Annotated in this window: 23 protein-coding genes; 16 read left to right on the forward strand and 7 right to left on the reverse strand. The window is 44.0% G+C overall.

All coding sequences use genetic code 11. The features are described 5' to 3' along the window. Nucleotides 1–18: 18 nt before the first annotated feature. Nucleotides 19–588: a hypothetical protein gene (locus ACYVRA_RS15620; RefSeq protein ID WP_461253661.1), complete on the reverse strand. Its 570-nt coding sequence runs from the start codon at nt 586–588 to the stop codon at nt 19–21. A 161-nt stretch (nt 589–749) separates the two neighbouring features. Here ACYVRA_RS15620 and ileS point away from each other — a divergent pair, with 161 nt between their 5' ends. Continuing rightward, nucleotides 750–3977 carry an isoleucine--tRNA ligase gene (gene ileS / locus ACYVRA_RS15625; protein ID WP_461253662.1) on the forward strand — a complete coding sequence of 1076 codons (3228 nt, stop codon included), beginning with the start codon at nt 750–752 and terminating at the stop codon, nt 3975–3977. A 49-nt stretch (nt 3978–4026) separates the two neighbouring features. Further along, complete coding sequence (locus tag ACYVRA_RS15630; protein WP_461253663.1) at nt 4027–5010, forward strand: hypothetical protein; 984 nt, start codon at nt 4027–4029, stop codon at nt 5008–5010. A gap of 23 nt (nt 5011–5033) precedes the next feature. Here the strand turns inward: ACYVRA_RS15630 and ACYVRA_RS15635 are convergent, their stop codons facing one another. Both ACYVRA_RS15635 and ACYVRA_RS15640 read right to left on the reverse strand, forming a co-directional pair. Continuing rightward, a complete protein-coding gene (locus tag ACYVRA_RS15635) occupies nt 5034–5555 on the reverse strand; it encodes an ORF6N domain-containing protein (protein ID WP_461253664.1) in 522 nt (173 codons plus the stop codon). A 71-nt stretch (nt 5556–5626) separates the two neighbouring features. Beyond that, the gene (locus ACYVRA_RS15640) at nt 5627–6148 is read right to left on the reverse strand and encodes an ORF6N domain-containing protein (protein ID WP_461253665.1); all 522 of its coding nucleotides are present in this window, start codon (nt 6146–6148) and stop codon (nt 5627–5629) included. A gap of 272 nt (nt 6149–6420) precedes the next feature. Here ACYVRA_RS15640 and ACYVRA_RS15645 point away from each other — a divergent pair, with 272 nt between their 5' ends. Then, nucleotides 6421–6780: an FmdB family zinc ribbon protein gene (locus ACYVRA_RS15645; RefSeq protein ID WP_461253666.1), complete on the forward strand. Its 360-nt coding sequence runs from the start codon at nt 6421–6423 to the stop codon at nt 6778–6780. 63 nt (nt 6781–6843) lie between these two features. Then, nucleotides 6844–7170, forward strand: coding sequence for a zinc ribbon domain-containing protein (locus ACYVRA_RS15650; RefSeq protein WP_461253667.1), 327 nt, complete (start codon nt 6844–6846; stop codon nt 7168–7170). 15 nt (nt 7171–7185) lie between these two features. On the opposite strand, the gene ACYVRA_RS15655 is transcribed toward ACYVRA_RS15650, so the two are convergent. The 3 genes from ACYVRA_RS15655 to ACYVRA_RS15665 form a co-directional block, all read right to left on the reverse strand. Further along, nucleotides 7186–7359 carry a hypothetical protein gene (locus ACYVRA_RS15655; protein ID WP_461253668.1) on the reverse strand — a complete coding sequence of 58 codons (174 nt, stop codon included), beginning with the start codon at nt 7357–7359 and terminating at the stop codon, nt 7186–7188. Beyond that, nucleotides 7359–7559, reverse strand: coding sequence for a hypothetical protein (locus tag ACYVRA_RS15660; RefSeq protein ID WP_461253669.1), 201 nt, complete (start codon nt 7557–7559; stop codon nt 7359–7361). The genes ACYVRA_RS15655 and ACYVRA_RS15660 overlap by 1 nt, the downstream gene beginning before the upstream one ends. Nucleotides 7560–7986: 427 nt before the next feature. Continuing rightward, entirely contained in the window at nt 7987–8439 is a 453-nt protein-coding gene (locus ACYVRA_RS15665) for a hypothetical protein (protein ID WP_461253670.1), read from the reverse strand. Nucleotides 8440–8580: 141 nt separating this feature from the next. Here ACYVRA_RS15665 and ACYVRA_RS15670 point away from each other — a divergent pair, with 141 nt between their 5' ends. Both ACYVRA_RS15670 and ACYVRA_RS15675 read left to right on the forward strand, forming a co-directional pair. After that, nucleotides 8581–8721, forward strand: a complete 141-nt coding sequence (locus ACYVRA_RS15670; RefSeq protein WP_461253671.1) for a helix-turn-helix domain-containing protein — start codon at nt 8581–8583, stop codon at nt 8719–8721. A gap of 94 nt (nt 8722–8815) precedes the next feature. Continuing rightward, nucleotides 8816–8962 (forward strand): hypothetical protein, encoded by a 147-nt coding sequence (locus tag ACYVRA_RS15675; protein WP_461253672.1) that lies wholly within the window; start codon nt 8816–8818, stop codon nt 8960–8962. Here the strand turns inward: ACYVRA_RS15675 and ACYVRA_RS15680 are convergent. Further along, nucleotides 8949–9701, reverse strand: a complete 753-nt coding sequence (locus ACYVRA_RS15680) for a hypothetical protein (protein WP_461253673.1) — start codon at nt 9699–9701, stop codon at nt 8949–8951. The genes ACYVRA_RS15675 and ACYVRA_RS15680 overlap by 14 nt on opposite strands. Nucleotides 9702–9864: 163 nt before the next feature. Here ACYVRA_RS15680 and ACYVRA_RS15685 point away from each other — a divergent pair, with 163 nt between their 5' ends. The 10 genes from ACYVRA_RS15685 (at nt 9865) to rpsS (ending at nt 16039) form a co-directional block, all read left to right on the forward strand. After that, nucleotides 9865–10164, forward strand: a complete 300-nt coding sequence (locus ACYVRA_RS15685) for a helix-turn-helix domain-containing protein (protein ID WP_461253674.1) — start codon at nt 9865–9867, stop codon at nt 10162–10164. A gap of 370 nt (nt 10165–10534) precedes the next feature. Continuing rightward, entirely contained in the window at nt 10535–10909 is a 375-nt protein-coding gene (rpsL, locus tag ACYVRA_RS15690; protein WP_461253675.1) for a 30S ribosomal protein S12, read from the forward strand. A gap of 7 nt (nt 10910–10916) precedes the next feature. Then, on the forward strand, nt 10917–11387 hold the full coding sequence (gene rpsG, locus ACYVRA_RS15695) for a 30S ribosomal protein S7 (protein WP_461253676.1): 471 nt from the start codon (nt 10917–10919) through the stop codon (nt 11385–11387). A gap of 256 nt (nt 11388–11643) precedes the next feature. Next, nucleotides 11644–12834 carry an elongation factor Tu gene (tuf, locus tag ACYVRA_RS15700; RefSeq protein ID WP_461253677.1) on the forward strand — a complete coding sequence of 397 codons (1191 nt, stop codon included), beginning with the start codon at nt 11644–11646 and terminating at the stop codon, nt 12832–12834. Between the two features lie 58 nt (nt 12835–12892). Further along, nucleotides 12893–13201: a 30S ribosomal protein S10 gene (rpsJ, locus tag ACYVRA_RS15705; protein ID WP_461253902.1), complete on the forward strand. Its 309-nt coding sequence runs from the start codon at nt 12893–12895 to the stop codon at nt 13199–13201. Between the two features lie 100 nt (nt 13202–13301). Further along, complete coding sequence (gene rplC, locus ACYVRA_RS15710) at nt 13302–13928, forward strand: 50S ribosomal protein L3 (RefSeq protein WP_461253678.1); 627 nt, start codon at nt 13302–13304, stop codon at nt 13926–13928. A 2-nt stretch (nt 13929–13930) separates the two neighbouring features. Then, nucleotides 13931–14569 carry a 50S ribosomal protein L4 gene (rplD, locus tag ACYVRA_RS15715; RefSeq protein WP_461253679.1) on the forward strand — a complete coding sequence of 213 codons (639 nt, stop codon included), beginning with the start codon at nt 13931–13933 and terminating at the stop codon, nt 14567–14569. Continuing rightward, the gene (locus ACYVRA_RS15720; RefSeq protein WP_461253903.1) at nt 14569–14853 is read left to right on the forward strand and encodes a 50S ribosomal protein L23; all 285 of its coding nucleotides are present in this window, start codon (nt 14569–14571) and stop codon (nt 14851–14853) included. The genes rplD and ACYVRA_RS15720 overlap by 1 nt, the downstream gene beginning before the upstream one ends. Before the next feature lie 9 nt (nt 14854–14862). Beyond that, nucleotides 14863–15693 (forward strand): 50S ribosomal protein L2, encoded by an 831-nt coding sequence (gene rplB / locus ACYVRA_RS15725; protein WP_461253680.1) that lies wholly within the window; start codon nt 14863–14865, stop codon nt 15691–15693. 64 nt (nt 15694–15757) lie between these two features. Continuing rightward, nucleotides 15758–16039: a 30S ribosomal protein S19 gene (rpsS, locus tag ACYVRA_RS15730; RefSeq protein ID WP_461253681.1), complete on the forward strand. Its 282-nt coding sequence runs from the start codon at nt 15758–15760 to the stop codon at nt 16037–16039. The last annotated feature ends 5 nt before the right edge of the window (nt 16040–16044 follow it).

The raw sequence follows: 16044 nt of genomic DNA on the forward strand, positions 1-16044 counted from the left end.
ACTAACACAACTTTTTAATCACCAAACCTTTGGTTTCCCTTCCGGTTTGATAACCTTGACATCATCGCCTGACGGCTCTATAAGAAAAAAACCTTGATTTAATGCGTAATCTCTTGGCTTGGGTTTCATTACCATTGCAGCTATCGCCCCTAGAAATTCCCTTTTGTCGCCGTGGTCATCGGCATACTTGCGTACTTTTTCCATGCGTTTTATATGGTCGTTTATGTCCTCAATTTCGAGGGTTGACATTACTTCAATTATCATTGCTTGAGTGATATTATCAATAACAGCGTCAATCTCGGCATGTACGTCTTTGGCAATTTTATAACTTATAATACGATCAAAAGTAAATCCAAGTTGATTAAATTTGATAAGCATATCCCAAGACTTAACATATTCAACAAGAGAATTAAATGCTTCGTTAGGACCAAATATATCTTTGTGAATTTCTCGTATAGCTTCCCATGTTTCTTTTTGGAGTTTTTCAATTTCTTTTAAATCTTCCTCTATATCGTCCCATGTAACCTTTTTGGGCGCCTTCTTTACGGCTTTTTTGACTGTCTTTTTTACTGGTGTTTTAGTCGGCATTTGCGTCTCCTTCGGAGTCGTTTTCCTTTGTATTAAAAATACCCGAAAGTTTGATTGCGGACAAGGGGAAAATGTGTTTGAATACTAAAAAATTTGTACTATGTAAACGCAGCGTATCTGACATCTTGAATAATTCATTCATTTTTTGCTACAATATAAAAATGTATAAGCAAGTTGACTCAAAAGTAAATTTTCCCAAACTTGAGGAAGAAATCTTAAAATTTTGGGAGCAAAACCATATCTTTGAAAAATCCGTATCCAATAGGGAAGGGCAGAGCGAATTCGTTTTTTTTGACGGCCCCCCCTTTGCCACAGGGCTGCCGCACTTCGGGCATTTTGTCCCAAGCACAATCAAGGACATAATCCCCCGCTATCAGGCGATGAAAGGCAAAAAAGTCGAGCGCCGTTTCGGCTGGGACTGCCACGGCCTTCCCGTCGAAAACTTAATCGAAAAAGAACTCGGTCTTAACTCAAAAACCGCAATCGAAAACTACGGCGTAGCCAAGTTTAACGAAGCCTGCCGAGCCGCCGTCCTGCGTTATGTGAAAGAATGGCGAGCCACAATCACCCGCCTCGGACGCTGGGTAGACTTCGACCACGACTATAAAACAATGGAACCCTATTACATGGAAACAATCTGGTGGGTAATGAAAACCCTCTGGGATAAAGGCTGCCTCTACGAAGGCCACTATATACTCCCATACTGCCCCCGTTGCGCTACGGTTCTTTCAAATCACGAACTCAATTTGGGAGGGTATAGGGATGTACACGATCCGGCGATTACTGTGCGGTTTAAAGTGAGGGGGGAAGTCTCCCCCCACGCTCCGGCAGCTTCGCAGCCTACGCTACCCCCCTCAGCGGGGGACACCCCCGCAACGCCCCCGAACACTTATCTGCTCGCATGGACAACAACTCCCTGGACGTTGCCTTCGAACCTCGCCCTCACTCTCGGCGCAGACATCGACTATGTATTAATCGAAGACCTCCCCACTACCAACTATCCACTATCCACTTCCCCCGATCACTACATACTAGCGGAGGCTCGCTTACCCGCCTATTACAAAAACAATACCGACTACAAAATCATCTGGCGCAAAAAAGGCGCGCAGCTTGCCGGTCTTCAATACGAACCGCTGTTCCCTTACTTCAAAGACGCGCCTAACTCTTTCCGCACATTCCTCGGCGACTTTGTCACTACCGAAGACGGAACGGGCATAGTGCATACGGCGCCCGGATTCGGCGAAGATGACGCGCGCGTACTCAAGGGGACGGGCATACCCGTCATCTGCCCGGTTGATGATGAGTGCCGCTTCACGCAGGAGGTAAGCGACTTTGCGGGCGTTTTTGTAAAAGACGCGGACAAGGCAATCATCGAAAAATTAAAAAGCGAAGGCAAACTTATAAAGCGCGAACAGATACTCCACTCCTATCCGCATTGTTGGCGTTGTTCAAGTCCGTTGATCTACCGCGCCGTCGGCTCGTGGTTTGTCAACGTAGAAAAAATAAAAAAAGATATGTTAGACGCGAACAGCCAAATCTACTGGGTTCCCGAACACATCAAAGAAGGCAGATTCGGCAAATGGCTGGAAGGCGCCCGCGATTGGGCAATCAGCCGAAGCCGCTATTGGGGAAACCCGCTTCCAATCTGGCGATGCCCCGACTGCGGAAAAACAATCTGCGTCGGCAGCCGCGCCGAATTAAAAGAACTCTCCGGCGTATACCCCGAAGACCTTCACAAACATTTTGTCGATGAAATAAAAATCCCCTGCTCCTGCGGCGCTAAAATGACGCGCATACCGGAAGTATTAGACTGCTGGTTTGAATCAGGCGCGATGCCCTACGCGCAGAATCATTATCCCTTTGAAAACAAAGAATTTTTTGACAGCCATTTCCCGTCGGACTTTATCAGCGAGGGATTGGATCAAACGCGCGGCTGGTTTTACACCCTCACCGTCCTTGCGGCGGCTCTCCTTAAAAAGCCGGCTTTTAAAAACTGTATAGTCAGCGGCCTTGTCCTCGCAAACGACGGCAAAAAAATGAGTAAAAGCCTCCGCAATTTCACAGACCCAAACGAAGTGATAAATTCTTTCGGCGCTGACGCTCTGCGTCTCTTTCTGGTACATTCCGCGGTAGTAAAAGCCGAAGACTTACGTTACAGCAATGACGGCGTGCGCGAAATAATGAAAAGCATCATCATCCCCCTGTGGAACGCGTACAGTTTTTTTGTCACTTACGCCAACATCGACAAAATAACCGCGACAGGCGCGCCCGAAAAACCCGCTAATCCTCTGGATCAATGGATACTTTCAGAAGCGCAAACCCTTGTTGAAAAAACCGCAGCCGCGCTTGACGCTTACGACCTAAGCCGCGCCATAGACCACATCCTGCGCTTCATCGACCTTTTGAACAACTGGTACATCCGCCGTTCCCGCCGCCGTTTCTGGCGCAAAGAGCAAGACAGCGACAAACTTGAAGCCTACGGCGCTCTCTATGCCGCGCTTAAAACATTGATAACTGTCGCGTCTCCCTTCATGCCCTTTACCACAGACGCTATCTGGCAAAACCTGCGCTTACAAACCGATCCCGAATCGGTACATTTAACGGACTATCCCGTCCCCGACGCAAAACGCCGCGACAGCGCCCTTGAATTCCGCATGGCGGCGGTAATGTCCGCGGTTTCAATTGGCCGCTCCCTTCGCTCCCAGTACAACATCAAAGCCCGCCAGCCGCTCAAAAAAGCGGAACTTGTTACGCGCAATGAAGACGAGAAAAAAGCGTTACTCGGCATGGCGGACATAATCCGCGAAGAACTCAATGTAAAAGAACTTATCTTCTCAGACAAAGAAGAAGACTTGGTGGAGTACGAAGTAAAAGCCAACTTCCGCGTATTGGGAAAAGAACTTGGAAAAGACATGAAATCCGCCGCCGCCAAAATAGAGACGCTAAACCACGCGGAGATTCAAAAAATTGTGCAAGGCACTCCGCTTTCGATTAACGTTCCCTGCGAAGGCGGCGAAAGAGCGATTGTACTGACAACCGACAAACTTGACATCCGCCGAATCGAAAAAGCTAACCTTCGCGTCCTTAACGAAGGCACTCTAACCGTCGGCCTTGACACTGAAATTACCCGCGAACTTTCAATGGAAGGCGACATCCGCGATTTAATCCGAGGCATACAAAACACCCGCAAAGAAATGGGCCTGTCCGTAACCGACCGCATAGAACTTTGTTTACATGGCGTGGACTCACTTAAAGAGGCATGGGACAACTATAGTGAAACAGTCGCCGCAGAAACCCTGGCTGTCAAAACCCAATGGGCAAAAGCAGCCGGGCAAATCCCCATTGAAGCCGGAGACGAGACATGGCAAGTGAAGATAGTAAAGCAGTGAGAAGTGAGCAGTGAGCAGTGAATAGTTAATAGGAAAGAGGGATAATGATATGAAAACTATTTATGTTGACAGCACGACTAGATTACGAACAAAATCTCTACACATTTCTCACTGCTCACTGCTCACTACTAACTTCTCACTGTTTACCACTCGCCGTTCACCGCTTGCTTTTCGCTTCTCACTGCTCACTGCTCACTGCTCACTGCTCACTGCTCTCTTATTCCTCTCCTGCCAAACTACTCCCAAAATCCCCAGCATAAACCTTGAAACAGCCGCCTCTCTCCCCTTTGAAAGCGGCGCTTATACATACGTCTTTGCGGACGCGAAACGGGCGCGGCCTATTATCAATCTTTTGCCCATTGAAGAATTGAACAATAAAGAGACAAGGCAATTGTTGGACAAAACCAGTTTCTTCGCCGCCGCGTTATTTCAGCGGGGAGACGGACGGCGTTATCAAATTGCTGCTCAGGGCAGCTACCCCAGTTCCAATGCGGCGCTCGCGATGTCCGCTAACAAAAACTGGCAAAAGCGGCGTTCCGGCTCAGGCGTTGAATACTGGTATTCGCCCGACAGCGGGGTTTCCGTATTGATAGGCGCTTCCCATGCCTACGCCGCAGCCTCGTATTCCAATGAACCATTTGAACCGTATACGCCGCCGCCGGGAGTGGAAATCCCCAAAGGATTTAATGAATTCCGCAAAGACTCCCCTCTCTCCTGCTGGGTAACAACCCCTCTAGTACTGTTAAACAAAATGTTCGCCGGATTACCGGCACAGTCCATTTTAAATCTTTTTTTCAACCTTTCCCCCGCACCTGAAGGAAAATACGAAGCTGTAATCAGACTGCAATTTGAAAACACGTCCCACGCCAAAGGCATGGCGGTGCTACTCACCATCGCTTCCAGCTTTTCAACAGACCCGCTTCTTTCGGCCTTCCTAACCAATCCGCCCATAGTAAACGGAACCGCTCTTGACATCCGCTCAACCCCCCTCAGCGAAAAGGAAATAAAAGCCTTACTGAAACTTCTGATTTAAAACGGGACACTAACCAACTGAGTTTAATTTGTACAGAAGCCTATCGTTCTGGTTTTTGGAGGATGTTCGATAAGATTGTTCAGGGCGATAATTATTTCATTTACCCTTTTGTCGTTTTTCTCGATATAGAGCATGAGCAACTTTCGCAATTCGGCTATTTGTTCATTAGTATCAGTTTTATCAAGCACATAATGCCTTAACTGAACAAAAGTACGCATGATACTGATGTTTACATTGATCGCTTTTGGGCTGTTAAGGACAGATGCCAACATTGCAATGCCTTGTTCGGTAAAAGCATAGGGCATAAAGCGTCTGCCGCCGTGCTGTAAACTTGATATTCCATTTTGGAATATCAAGTTTTCCCATTCGTCTTTGGTAAGTTGAAACATAAAATCACTTGGAAAACGCTCAATATTACGCTTTACGGCTTTATTCAGATTAAATGTTTCAACTTCATACAATGAGGCAATGTCCTTGTCAAGCATGACTTTTTGTCCGCGAATCTCGAAAATCATTTTTTGTATTTGCGTCAATTTATTTGCCATATATTTGCTTTATCACAATTTTGATAAAATGTCAGTACTTTTTTTACCGTATTAGTCCGAGCCGACTGAGTTTAGTTTGTACAGAAGCCTATCGTTCTGGTCTTTGGCGGATGCTCAATGAGATTGTTCAGCGCGATTATTATTTCATTTACCCGCTTGTCGTTTTTCTCAATGTAGAGCATGAGGAGTTTTCGCAACTCTGCAATTTGTTCATTAGTATCTGTTTTATCAAGCACATAATGCCTTAATTGAACAAAAGTACGCATAATACTGATGTTTACATTGATTGCGCGTTCTGTATTAATTACGCTGGACAGCATTGAAACGCCCTGTTCTGTAAAGACATAAGGGACATAACGCCTGCCGCCCCAATTATTCTTTGAGATCACAATTTGTGATCTCAAAAAATTCCATTCATCATCTGTTAGTTGGAACATAAAATCGAGTGGAAAGCGTCCAATGTTACGTTTGACAGCTTGATTCAAAGACCGTAGTTCAACTTCATACAATGCAGCAAGGTCGCTATCAAGTATAACTTTTTGTCCGCGAATCTCGAAAATCATTTTTTGTATTTGCGTCAATTTATTTGCCATATATTTGCTTTATCACAATTTTAAAAAAAAGTCAGTATCTAAAAAAATGATTCCCCTTTCTCCCCTTTGTGAGCTTTGTCCCTTTGTGCTCTGCGCACTGTCGGTCACCTAAAGGTGCCCTTACTTTTATTACAGACAGCGGCATTTATTGGTGCTACGTTGTGCGGCATTATTCATCCGCACAGCTTCGCCGTGCATTTATTTAACGTGTGTGAACTCTTTCGTATAAACTCTTGCGCCAAATTAGCATTTTCATTATATTTAAAACAATCATGCCAACTTATGAATACGAATGTAAAAGCTGTTCACATAAATTTGAGGTTTTTCAGTCTATTAATGATCCGCCCATTAAAGACTGCCCCAAGTGCGGCAAAGAAGTTCGCAGGCTAATTTTTGGCGGGACAGGCGTAATTTTTAAAGGCTCAGGCTTCTATGTCACCGACAAAAATAAAAGCTCAGGCGATAAATCCGCTAAAAACGCAACCGCAGCCGACGCGAAACCCGCTCCTGACGCAAAGCCCAAAAGCGGCGAAAATTCTCAATCAACGCCGGCAACTCAGGCGGCGCCAGCGGCGTCTGCCCCATGTAGTGAGTGTCCTAAAAAAGGCGTTTCACCCTCCTGTCCGGCGTAAAAAAATACCGATAATTACAGAAATGAGTATTCAACAATTATTCGTGTTTTTAGAGGTTAGTAATTGAATAAAAAACCGCGTTTTTTTTGTGATTATTGCGGCAATGAAGTGGGCAGCGAAGTAAAAAAATGCCCGTACTGCGGGCGTATTTTCGCCTCCGTCCGCTGTCCGTCCTGCGGCTATTCCGGCCAGGACAGAATGTTCCAAAACGGCTGCCCCATGTGCGGCTATTCAGCCCCTCCGTCTCCAAAACAGAAAAACCCAAAAATGAAGCCGCCTAAAATAAAACACCGCCATGCGGGCGAACCTATCCCTTTTTGGACTTATATTGTCACTTTTATCGCTCTTTTTGCTGTGATTGCGTTTCTTTCTTATTTTATTACTAGGTAAAATGTCTGCCGCTTTTCATATTAGTTCTTTGAAACAGGCGGGGAAATATGATGATTCAGGACAGATAGAATCAGCAATCTCGTCCCTGTCTACCATGATAAATTTATCGTCTTTAAAAGCATAATATGTTTTTTTATCTTGCTGATACAAAAAATCATTGAGCAGACATGAGGATAAATTGATAGGCATTACTTTGTTCCTGTTTTCCTCAAGGCAGAAACAACATCAGCAACTATTTCATGCTCTTTTTTCTCAACAGGGTTTGCCTTTATTGAGTTTTTAATATCAGGATTATCAATTTGCGTATCTAATGAAGTACGTGGAAAAATTTTTGGATTCATTAGGCTTACTTCTCTCTTATAAAACTTATCCATAGCTCTCTTTTCCATCCTTAATATTTTAATTTTTAGTAGTTTTTATAAGTATAATACATGTTTACAATCCGTCAATAAATAAATATATAAAATAAAATGAAAACTGTAGAATTTGCCGTTTTTCCTATACATTTGTGTAGTTTTTTCGTTTTGCAAGCTTTTTTGCATTTTTTTTCCTACTTTATTACAAAATAAAAAGACCTCGCAAAGGCGCAGAGGCGCAAAGGTTGTTGTTCGCCGGATCGTCGTTTTTCCTTTCAAGCTTTGTAGTTAAACTAATATATCTAGATCAGCAATGGGCTATCGGACAGGAACTTTGCGCCTCTGCGCCTTTGCGAGATGAAATTTGAGAATAATGTTTTGTAAAGTTTACTGCTCTTATCACAAAAAAAACTGCCGCCGCTAAGGGTGGCAGTTGTCGCTATCTTGTGCTACAGAGGACTTATTTTTTAGTATAGGTTGCTGTAGATGATTTACCGGTTTGTGGATTAGTTGGAGTCATAGTAAGTTTGTTGCCGCTTACAGAATATGTTGCTGTTTGTGATACAGAACCTGAACTTAAATAATCACCTAACAATGCACTAATCTCAGCTATTGTATACCATCTTGATTCAAGTCCATACATCGTACCATACATATGAGTAATCGTAATTGTTATTTTATTACCACTTGTGGTATAAGTTCCTTTCCCCTGTGGCGTACCATTCATTTGAGCTTCATAATTTCCATTATTGAATGTATATTCGGCTGTACTGCCGGTTGGCATATTATCCATAACCCATGTTCCATTAAGAGCAGGGTCTGTACCGCCTGAATCGTCCTCACACCCAAAAACCGTCATTCCGAATACCAGAACAATTACCAGTATTCCCAACCAGTTTTTCCTATTTGCCATATTTTTCTCTTTAATTCAGGCCTCAATTTTCTTTCTGTACCATTATTTCAACGAAATCCATGTACAATTTTTAAAAATGCCTGATTTACTAATAATATAAATATTATAATAATATAGAAATATATCAACAATAATATAATAATGAGTCTTGAACGGCTGGTTATTGATAATATAAAGAGAATTCGTAAAGAAAAGGGAATTTCGCAGGAAAAACTGGCTGAAAAATGCGGTATTAATACCAGTTATATCGGTTTAATGGAAATTTTGTCCTGCCCACGCTGAACTTGCCGTTTTAGACCAAAGCATATAAGGTGGCTGCCGCAGGAGTGCGCAGCTCACAAAGGTACAAAGAACACAAAGGAAGGGAGAGGGACTAATGAGCAGTGAGCAATTAGCAGTGAGCAATGTTGTTGTTCATTATCAATGCGTAAGCTTTCACGATAAAATAACGGACAAAAATCTTCTCTCCATGCGCTGTATCACAGGCATGGAGAATGATTTTTTTATTATCACTGTTTTTTAAATTGACTAAATTGAATTGTTGTTTTGGCTTTAGTTAGATTATATTTAGAAGGATTTTTACCAGTTGTATAAAAATAGATGGTATCATCGTCAAAATTGTCTGGTGTGTTTTTAACATCTAAATAAATCCAAATAAAATAATTACCTATACCGGTAAATGGCTGAGCATTTCTTGATATTAATGGGATTGTAACAGTTGTGTTGCTAATATTTTCTATACCATAAGCAATTATTTTTGTATAATCTTCGTTAATATAATTTTCGCTAATAAATACTATGATATACTTTCCGGTTAATGTGACTCCACCTTCAGTTTCAGGAACACCGGCAATAACCAGAGTTTTTTTCACACCGTTGTCATTAATACCGCTGCCACTGCCGCCACCAGCCTTATAATATGTTCCCGCAGAAAGGGGAGGATAAGCATTGGATAGTTCTAATTCTTTACCGGAAATTGAAAAGGTTGTCGTTCCAAATTCTCTACCAGAAATCTTAACAGTAATGGTGTCTCCACTAACAGTATAAGTAAATCCAGTATCCTTTCCGAGTATCAATAGTTTCCCGTTACTGGTAAATTCGTAGGCCTCCTCATCCTTGCCGGAGTTTGCGGCATCCTGTGAGTAATACCATTTCCCAACAAGCGGGCTATTACCGCCTAAATCGTCCTCACACCCAACAACCGTCATTCCGAATACCAACACAATTACCAGTATTCCTAACCAGATTTTCCTGTTTGCCATTTTTTTCTCCTTAATTCAAGCATTAATTTTCTTTCTGCACCATTATTTCAACGAAATCCCTGTACAATTTTTTAAAATGCCTGATTACTAATTATATGAATTTTATAATAATATATAAAATATATCAATAATAATATAGAAATATATCAACAATAATATAATCATGAGTCTTGGGCATCTGGTTATTGATAATATAAAGAGAATTCGTAAAGAAAAAGGAATTTCACAAGAAAAACTGGCGGAAAAATGTAAAATTAATACCAGTTATATCGGTTTAATGGAAATTTATCGAAATATTCCTAAACTTTCTACAATAGAGAAAATAGCTGAGGCTTTGGATGTTGACCCCTTGGAGCTTTTTGGGCAAGAAATCCAATATCCTGCAGGAAAACAAAAAAACTTGTTTAAAAAAAGGATTTTATCTGCTGTGGATAGGGAAATTGATAAAATATTGGGTCAGTAGCGTACTATAACATCTAAAACTAAACAAAGCATTATTTTCAAATTACCTCTCGCAGAGGCGCAGAGGCGCAAAGTTTCTGTCCGATAGCCCATTTCTTATAAAGATATATAATTCTGACTACAAATCTAGAAGGAAAAACGACGATCCTACGAACAACGACTTTGCGCCTCTGCGCCTTTGCGAGATGTCTTTTTGTAAATTTTTAGCTGTAACAGCCCATAAATCAATAAATAAAAATTCACATTTTTTTTCAAAAGTGCTTGACATTTTTTTTAAATTTCTATAGATTTTGGTTTCTACCCCTTATTTTTCTTAGGGGCAAGGAGACAGTCTAAAACTGTGTCTAAGTATATTAAGGAGTTTTTGAGGAATGCCTACTATTAACCAGTTGGTTCGTTTTGGACGGCAGAAAGTTACTTCTAAGACGAAATCCCCGGCGCTTAAATCCTGTCCGCAAAAGCGGGGGGTTTGTACACGTGTAATGACCGTAACGCCCAAAAAGCCCAATTCGGCTCTTAGAAAAGTTGCCCGTGTGCGGCTTTCCCATGGGACGGAAGTTACCGCTTATATTCCGGGAATCGGACATAATTTGCAGGAACACTCAGTTGTTTTGGTAAGAGGCGGGCGCGTTAAAGACCTCCCCGGCGTGCGCTACCATATTATCCGCGGCGCAAAAGATACTTTGGGCGTGGCAGACCGCAAGCGCGGACGCTCCAAATACGGCGCGAAACGCCCCAAGGCTTAGGTAGATTATGGGCAGAAAGAAAAAAACGATAGATAGGGGAATCCTCCCCGATCCTAAATACAACAGCGTTGTAGTTTCCAAGTTTGTAAACAGAATGATGTGGGAAGGGAAGCGTTCCCTCGGGCTTCGCATAATTCATGAGGCTCTTGATATTCTTCAGAAAAAAACAGAAAAGCCCCCCCTTGAAGTTTTTTTAAAAGCTTTAGATAATGTAAAGCCTGTAATAGAAGTTAAGTCCAGACGCGTTGGCGGAGCGACTTATCAGGTTCCCGTAGAGATTCGGGAGTCAAGGCGCGAAGCCCTCGGTATGAGGTGGATAATAAGCGCTGCCCGGGCGCGCTCGGGAAAAGGCATGGGAGACCGGCTTGCGGCTGAGCTCATGGATGCCTATAATGATACTGGTACTGCCTTCAAAAAGAAGGAAGATACCCACAAAATGGCCGAGGCCAATAAGGCGTTTGCCCACTATAGATGGTAGATTATGTAAATGGTAGGTTTCCAAACCGATCATGGCAACTTGCTGCGCAAGTTGCTTGCAGTTGCTTCGCAACTGCCTGTTTGATAACCGATGGTTGTCAAACTGAAAGTGAGAAAGGTGGAACGATGTGGATGTTGCGTAATGTGCAAGCTTGCATAGACGGCTGATTTTCCGCTTAATTCCCCACTCAATGAAAGTATTTTATGTACGGAAAGTACGAAGAAAATATATTTAGTGTTCATTAAGGAGGACACAGATGGCAAAGGATAAATTTAATAGAACAAAGATCCACATGAATGTTGGAACGATTGGTCACGTCGATCACGGCAAGACTACTCTTTCTGCGGCTATTACCATGCACTGCGCCAGAAAATTCGGCGACAAGGTAATGAATTACGATGACATTGACAATGCTCCCGAGGAAAAAGCGCGCGGTATTACCATTAATACACGCCATCTGGAGTATCAGTCAGACAAGCGCCATTACGCGCACATCGACTGTCCCGGCCACGCCGACTATATCAAAAACATGATCACTGGCGCCGCGCAGATGGACGGCGCTGTTCTTGTAGTGTCAGCGCCCGACTCAGTCATGCCCCAGACACGCGAGCATATCATTCTCGCCCGTCAGGTAGGCGTACCAAACATGATCGTCTATCTTAACAAGATCGATCTTCTTGACGATCCCGACTTGGTGGAACTTGTCGAAGAAGAAGTAAAAGACGTTCTTACAGCTAACGGTTTCCCCGGCGACAAAGTCCCAATCATCAAAGGTTCGGCTTTTAAAGCTATGTCAGAGCCGGATAATCCCGAAGCTACCAAATCAATCGAAGAACTGCTTGCGGCGATGGATTCTTATTTCCCCGACCCGGTGCGTGATTCTGAAAAACCGTTCATTATGCCGATTGAAGACGTGTTCACTATCCAGGGGCGCGGCACTGTCGTTACGGGAAAAGTGGAACGCGGCATTCTTAAACTTAACGAAGAAGTTGAAATTGTCGGCATTAAACCCACAAAGAAAACGGTTATTACCGGCATTGAAATGTTCAATAAATTGCTCGACGAAGCCCAGGCGGGCGATAACGTCGGCACTCTTCTTCGCGGCATTGAGAAAAAAGAAGTTGAGCGCGGACAGGTACTCGCGAAACCCGGTTCAATTACGCCTCACAAAACATTCAAGGGGCAGATTTACTGTCTGTCCAAAGAAGAAGGCGGGCGCCACAGCCCGTTCTTTACCGGTTACAGGCCGCAGTTCTATTTCCGCACCACGGATATTACCGGTACTGTAAAACTTCCAGAAGGCAAAGAAATGGTAATGCCCGGCGATAATACCGAAATTTTCGGGGAACTGATTCATCCTATCGCCATGGAAAAAGGTCTTCGCTTCGCTATCCGCGAAGGCGGCAAAACTGTCGCTTCCGGAACGGTTGTCGAGATAATAGAGTAGTAAAAAACCTGACCGCCTGAAAAACGGTCAGGTAATTATTTGGTCAGGTGGAGGAATGATGGCTAAGGAAGGGATTCGCGTAAGGCTGCGCGGTTTTGACGTTGAGTTAATTGATCAGAGCGCGAAATCAATCGCTACGGCGGTAAGAAAAGCCGGAGCGAAAGTTACAGGGCCTATCCCGCTGCCGACGCGAATTAATAAGGTGACGGTGTTGCGTTCACCTCATGTTAATAAAAAGAGCCGCGAACAATTTGAAATGCGGACTCATAAAAGATTGATTGATATTGTTAATCCTTCTGCGGAAGTGATGGATTCATTAATGAAGCTTGAACTCCCCGCCGGCGTTGATGTTGAGATTAAACAGTAAGATCATGTAACAAACAGAAACAGTTGTTTCTGAAATATGCGTAGACGGTTCCGAGGCATTTATTTGCCTTTGAATAACGTGCGTAAAACGGAGTACTACAATGTTAGGGCTGTATGCCAGAAAAGTAGGAATGACCCAGGTTTTTGACGACACGGGTAACCTTTTGCCGGTATCGGTGTTAAAGGTGAACCCAAACGTCGTCCTTGCCACAAAAACAAAGGAAACTGACGGTTATGAAGCCGTGGTCGTCGGCATAGATGACGCGAAGAAAAATCGCGTAACAAAAGCGAAGGCCGGGCAGTTTCCAGAAAACATTCCCTTAAAGAAAAAGATTTGCGAATTGCGCGATTTTGGAAAGAAAGTAAATGTGGGCGATTCCCTTGGAATTGAAGTGCTGGAAGGCGCGAGGTATGTCGATGTTTGCGGCATTTCCAAGGGCAAGGGTTTTCAGGGCGTTGTAAAACGCTACAAGTTCGGCGGCGGGCGCAAGACCCACGGATCAAAATTCCACCGCGAACCCGGTTCGACGGGGCAGAGTACTTATCCCGCGAAAACTTTTAAGAACGTAAAATTACCCGGACGAATGGGACGGGAAAAAACTACTGTATTAAGCCTTAGAGTTGTAAAAACAGATCCTGAAAAACAGCTCATTATGGTTCGCGGCGCGGTTCCCGGCATTAACAAAGGGCTTGTGTTTGTCCGCTTTGCGGTAAAGAAGGGACGGTAAACATGAACTGTAAAGTGTATTCAAAAGAAGGTAAAGAACTGCGAACCATTGCCTTAAACGATGATGTTTTTGGTCTTCCTGTAAACGAAGATTTAATCTGGTACGCGATTAATAACGAGCTTGCCAATAAGAGGCAGGGTAACGCCTGCACAAAGGGACGCGCCGAGATTCACGGCTCAAACGCGAAACCGTATAAACAAAAGGGAACAGGCCGCGCCCGCCGTGGCGATAAAAAATCACCCGTTCTTGTCGGCGGCGGCACGATGTTTGGCCCTAAGCCAAAAGATTTTTCCTACGCGATACCGAAAAAAGCAAAACGGCTCGCGCTTAAATCCATTCTTAGTTTAAAAGCGCAAAGCGACACGTTAAAAATAATCGAAGATTTTTCAATTGATTCGGGCAAAACAAAAGATTTGGCAAAACTTCTCGACAATTTTGAGCCGGGGCTTCGCACGGTGTTAATCCTTAAAGACGACGATCCAAAAATTAAAAGAGCGGCCGCGAATATTCCCTGGGTTAAATATCTTTCCTATAACCGATTAGAAGCTCATGAATTGTTTTATGGCCGTCAGGTGCTGATGTTGGAAACTGCCGCGAAAAACCTTAATGATTTTTACGGTGAAAAGGAGGCGGCGCAATGATTCAATACGAAGATATTTTAATTGAACCTGTTCTTTCAGAAAAAGCAAACCACCTTCGCGAAGAAGGAAAATATGTTTTTAAGGTAGCTCAGTCGGCTACAAAGCCGCAGATTAAGGAAGCGGTGAGCAAATTGTTCAATGTGCATCCCATTTCCTGTACCACAATGGTTGTCGGAGGCAAGCCCAAAAGGCAGCGTTACCGCAAAGGGTATACTTCCACATGGAAGAAAGCGATTGTAAAACTTCCCAAAGATGAGAAGATTACTATCTTCGAGGGCGTATAAGGAAAAATTATGGGTATTAAGACATATAAGCCAATAACACCGGGAATGAGGCAGTGGACAAGCCTGGATAATTCAGAGCTGACCAAGGGCGCGAAACCGGAAAGAACACTGACAAAGGGACAAAAAGACAGAGCCGGACGCGATTCATTTGGGCGTATCAGCGTGCGCCACAAAGGCGGCGGACACAAGCGCAAATACCGCGATATTGATTTTAAGCGGGACAAGATCGGCATTCCGGGCAAAGTCGCAACTCTTGAATACGATCCTAACCGCAGCGCGAACATCGCCCTTATCAATTACAAAGACGGCGAAAAACGCTACATTGTCGCTCCCAAAGATTTAAAAAAAGGCGCGACAGTTATTAGCGGCCCGGACGCTCCCATTGAGCCGGGTAACGCTCTTCCCCTTGAAAATATTCCGTTGGGATTTACCGTTTACAATATTGAATTGACGCTAGGCAAGGGCGGGCAGATGGCGCGTTCCGCGGGAACAGGCGCCCTTATTGCCGCCAAAGAAGGCGACTATGTTACGCTAAAATTGCCGTCTGGCGAAATGCGAATGGTGTTTAAAAAGTGTTATGCGACAATCGGCAGCGTCGGCAACGAAGACCACATGAATACGACGTTGGGCAAGGCTGGTCGCAAGCGCTGGTTGGGAGTTCGTCCTACGGTGCGCGGAATGTCCATGAACCCAGTAGATCATCCGCATGGCGGCGGCGAAGGCAGAAGCAAGGGTATTCATCCTGTTACTCCGTGGGGACAGCCGACTAAGGGATATAAGACCCGCAAGAAGCATAAGCCTTCTTCAAGGTTTATTGTCAGCAGGGGCAAGAAGAAGTAGCATGAAACATATTAATTATATGCGCGGCTGTAAAGTTGCGGGAGAAAGAGGTTAGGAAGGGAGTATGTCAAGATCCGTAAAGAAGGGCCCTTTTATAGAAAAGAGCCTGTATAAAAAGGTGTTGGAATTGAGCAAATCGGGGGAAAGGAAAATGATTAAAACCTATTCCCGCTGTTCAACAATTATTCCCGAAATGGTAGGCGGAACAATTTCCGTTTACAACGGAAAAACATGGGTTCCCGTATATATTACGGAAAACCTTGTAGGCCATAAACTTGGCGAGTTCGCTCCCACGCGGATTTTCCGCGGGCACTCGGGCTCTGACAAGAAAGCTGCGGCAAAATAGGCGGA

The organism is Treponema sp. R8-4-B8 (assembly GCF_054786175.1).

What these genes read in the sequence shown, in the direction of transcription:
- ACYVRA_RS15620 (WP_461253661.1), bottom strand. Translation starts at nt 588, where the DNA reads ATGCCGACTAAAACACCAGTAAAAAAGACAGTCAAAAAAGCCGTAAAG.
- ACYVRA_RS15655 (WP_461253668.1), bottom strand. Translation starts at nt 7,359, where the DNA reads ATGCCTATCAATTTATCCTCATGTCTGCTCAATGATTTTTTGTATCAG.
- rpsJ (WP_461253902.1), top strand. Translation starts at nt 12,893, where the DNA reads ATGGCTAAGGAAGGGATTCGCGTAAGGCTGCGCGGTTTTGACGTTGAG.
- ACYVRA_RS15645 (WP_461253666.1), top strand. Translation starts at nt 6,421, where the DNA reads ATGCCAACTTATGAATACGAATGTAAAAGCTGTTCACATAAATTTGAG.
- ACYVRA_RS15630 (WP_461253663.1), top strand. Translation starts at nt 4,027, where the DNA reads ATGAAAACTATTTATGTTGACAGCACGACTAGATTACGAACAAAATCT.
- ACYVRA_RS15685 (WP_461253674.1), top strand. Translation starts at nt 9,865, where the DNA reads ATGAGTCTTGGGCATCTGGTTATTGATAATATAAAGAGAATTCGTAAA.
- rplB (WP_461253680.1), top strand. Translation starts at nt 14,863, where the DNA reads ATGGGTATTAAGACATATAAGCCAATAACACCGGGAATGAGGCAGTGG.
- tuf (WP_461253677.1), top strand. Translation starts at nt 11,644, where the DNA reads ATGGCAAAGGATAAATTTAATAGAACAAAGATCCACATGAATGTTGGA.
- rpsG (WP_461253676.1), top strand. Translation starts at nt 10,917, where the DNA reads ATGGGCAGAAAGAAAAAAACGATAGATAGGGGAATCCTCCCCGATCCT.
- ACYVRA_RS15680 (WP_461253673.1), bottom strand. Translation starts at nt 9,701, where the DNA reads ATGGCAAACAGGAAAATCTGGTTAGGAATACTGGTAATTGTGTTGGTA.
- ACYVRA_RS15640 (WP_461253665.1), bottom strand. Translation starts at nt 6,148, where the DNA reads ATGGCAAATAAATTGACGCAAATACAAAAAATGATTTTCGAGATTCGC.
- ACYVRA_RS15675 (WP_461253672.1), top strand. Translation starts at nt 8,816, where the DNA reads ATGAGCAGTGAGCAATTAGCAGTGAGCAATGTTGTTGTTCATTATCAA.
- ACYVRA_RS15635 (WP_461253664.1), bottom strand. Translation starts at nt 5,555, where the DNA reads ATGGCAAATAAATTGACGCAAATACAAAAAATGATTTTCGAGATTCGC.
- ACYVRA_RS15670 (WP_461253671.1), top strand. Translation starts at nt 8,581, where the DNA reads ATGAGTCTTGAACGGCTGGTTATTGATAATATAAAGAGAATTCGTAAA.
- ACYVRA_RS15665 (WP_461253670.1), bottom strand. Translation starts at nt 8,439, where the DNA reads ATGGCAAATAGGAAAAACTGGTTGGGAATACTGGTAATTGTTCTGGTA.
- rplC (WP_461253678.1), top strand. Translation starts at nt 13,302, where the DNA reads ATGTTAGGGCTGTATGCCAGAAAAGTAGGAATGACCCAGGTTTTTGAC.
- rplD (WP_461253679.1), top strand. Translation starts at nt 13,931, where the DNA reads ATGAACTGTAAAGTGTATTCAAAAGAAGGTAAAGAACTGCGAACCATT.
- rpsS (WP_461253681.1), top strand. Translation starts at nt 15,758, where the DNA reads ATGTCAAGATCCGTAAAGAAGGGCCCTTTTATAGAAAAGAGCCTGTAT.
- rpsL (WP_461253675.1), top strand. Translation starts at nt 10,535, where the DNA reads ATGCCTACTATTAACCAGTTGGTTCGTTTTGGACGGCAGAAAGTTACT.
- ileS (WP_461253662.1), top strand. Translation starts at nt 750, where the DNA reads ATGTATAAGCAAGTTGACTCAAAAGTAAATTTTCCCAAACTTGAGGAA.
- ACYVRA_RS15660 (WP_461253669.1), bottom strand. Translation starts at nt 7,559, where the DNA reads ATGGAAAAGAGAGCTATGGATAAGTTTTATAAGAGAGAAGTAAGCCTA.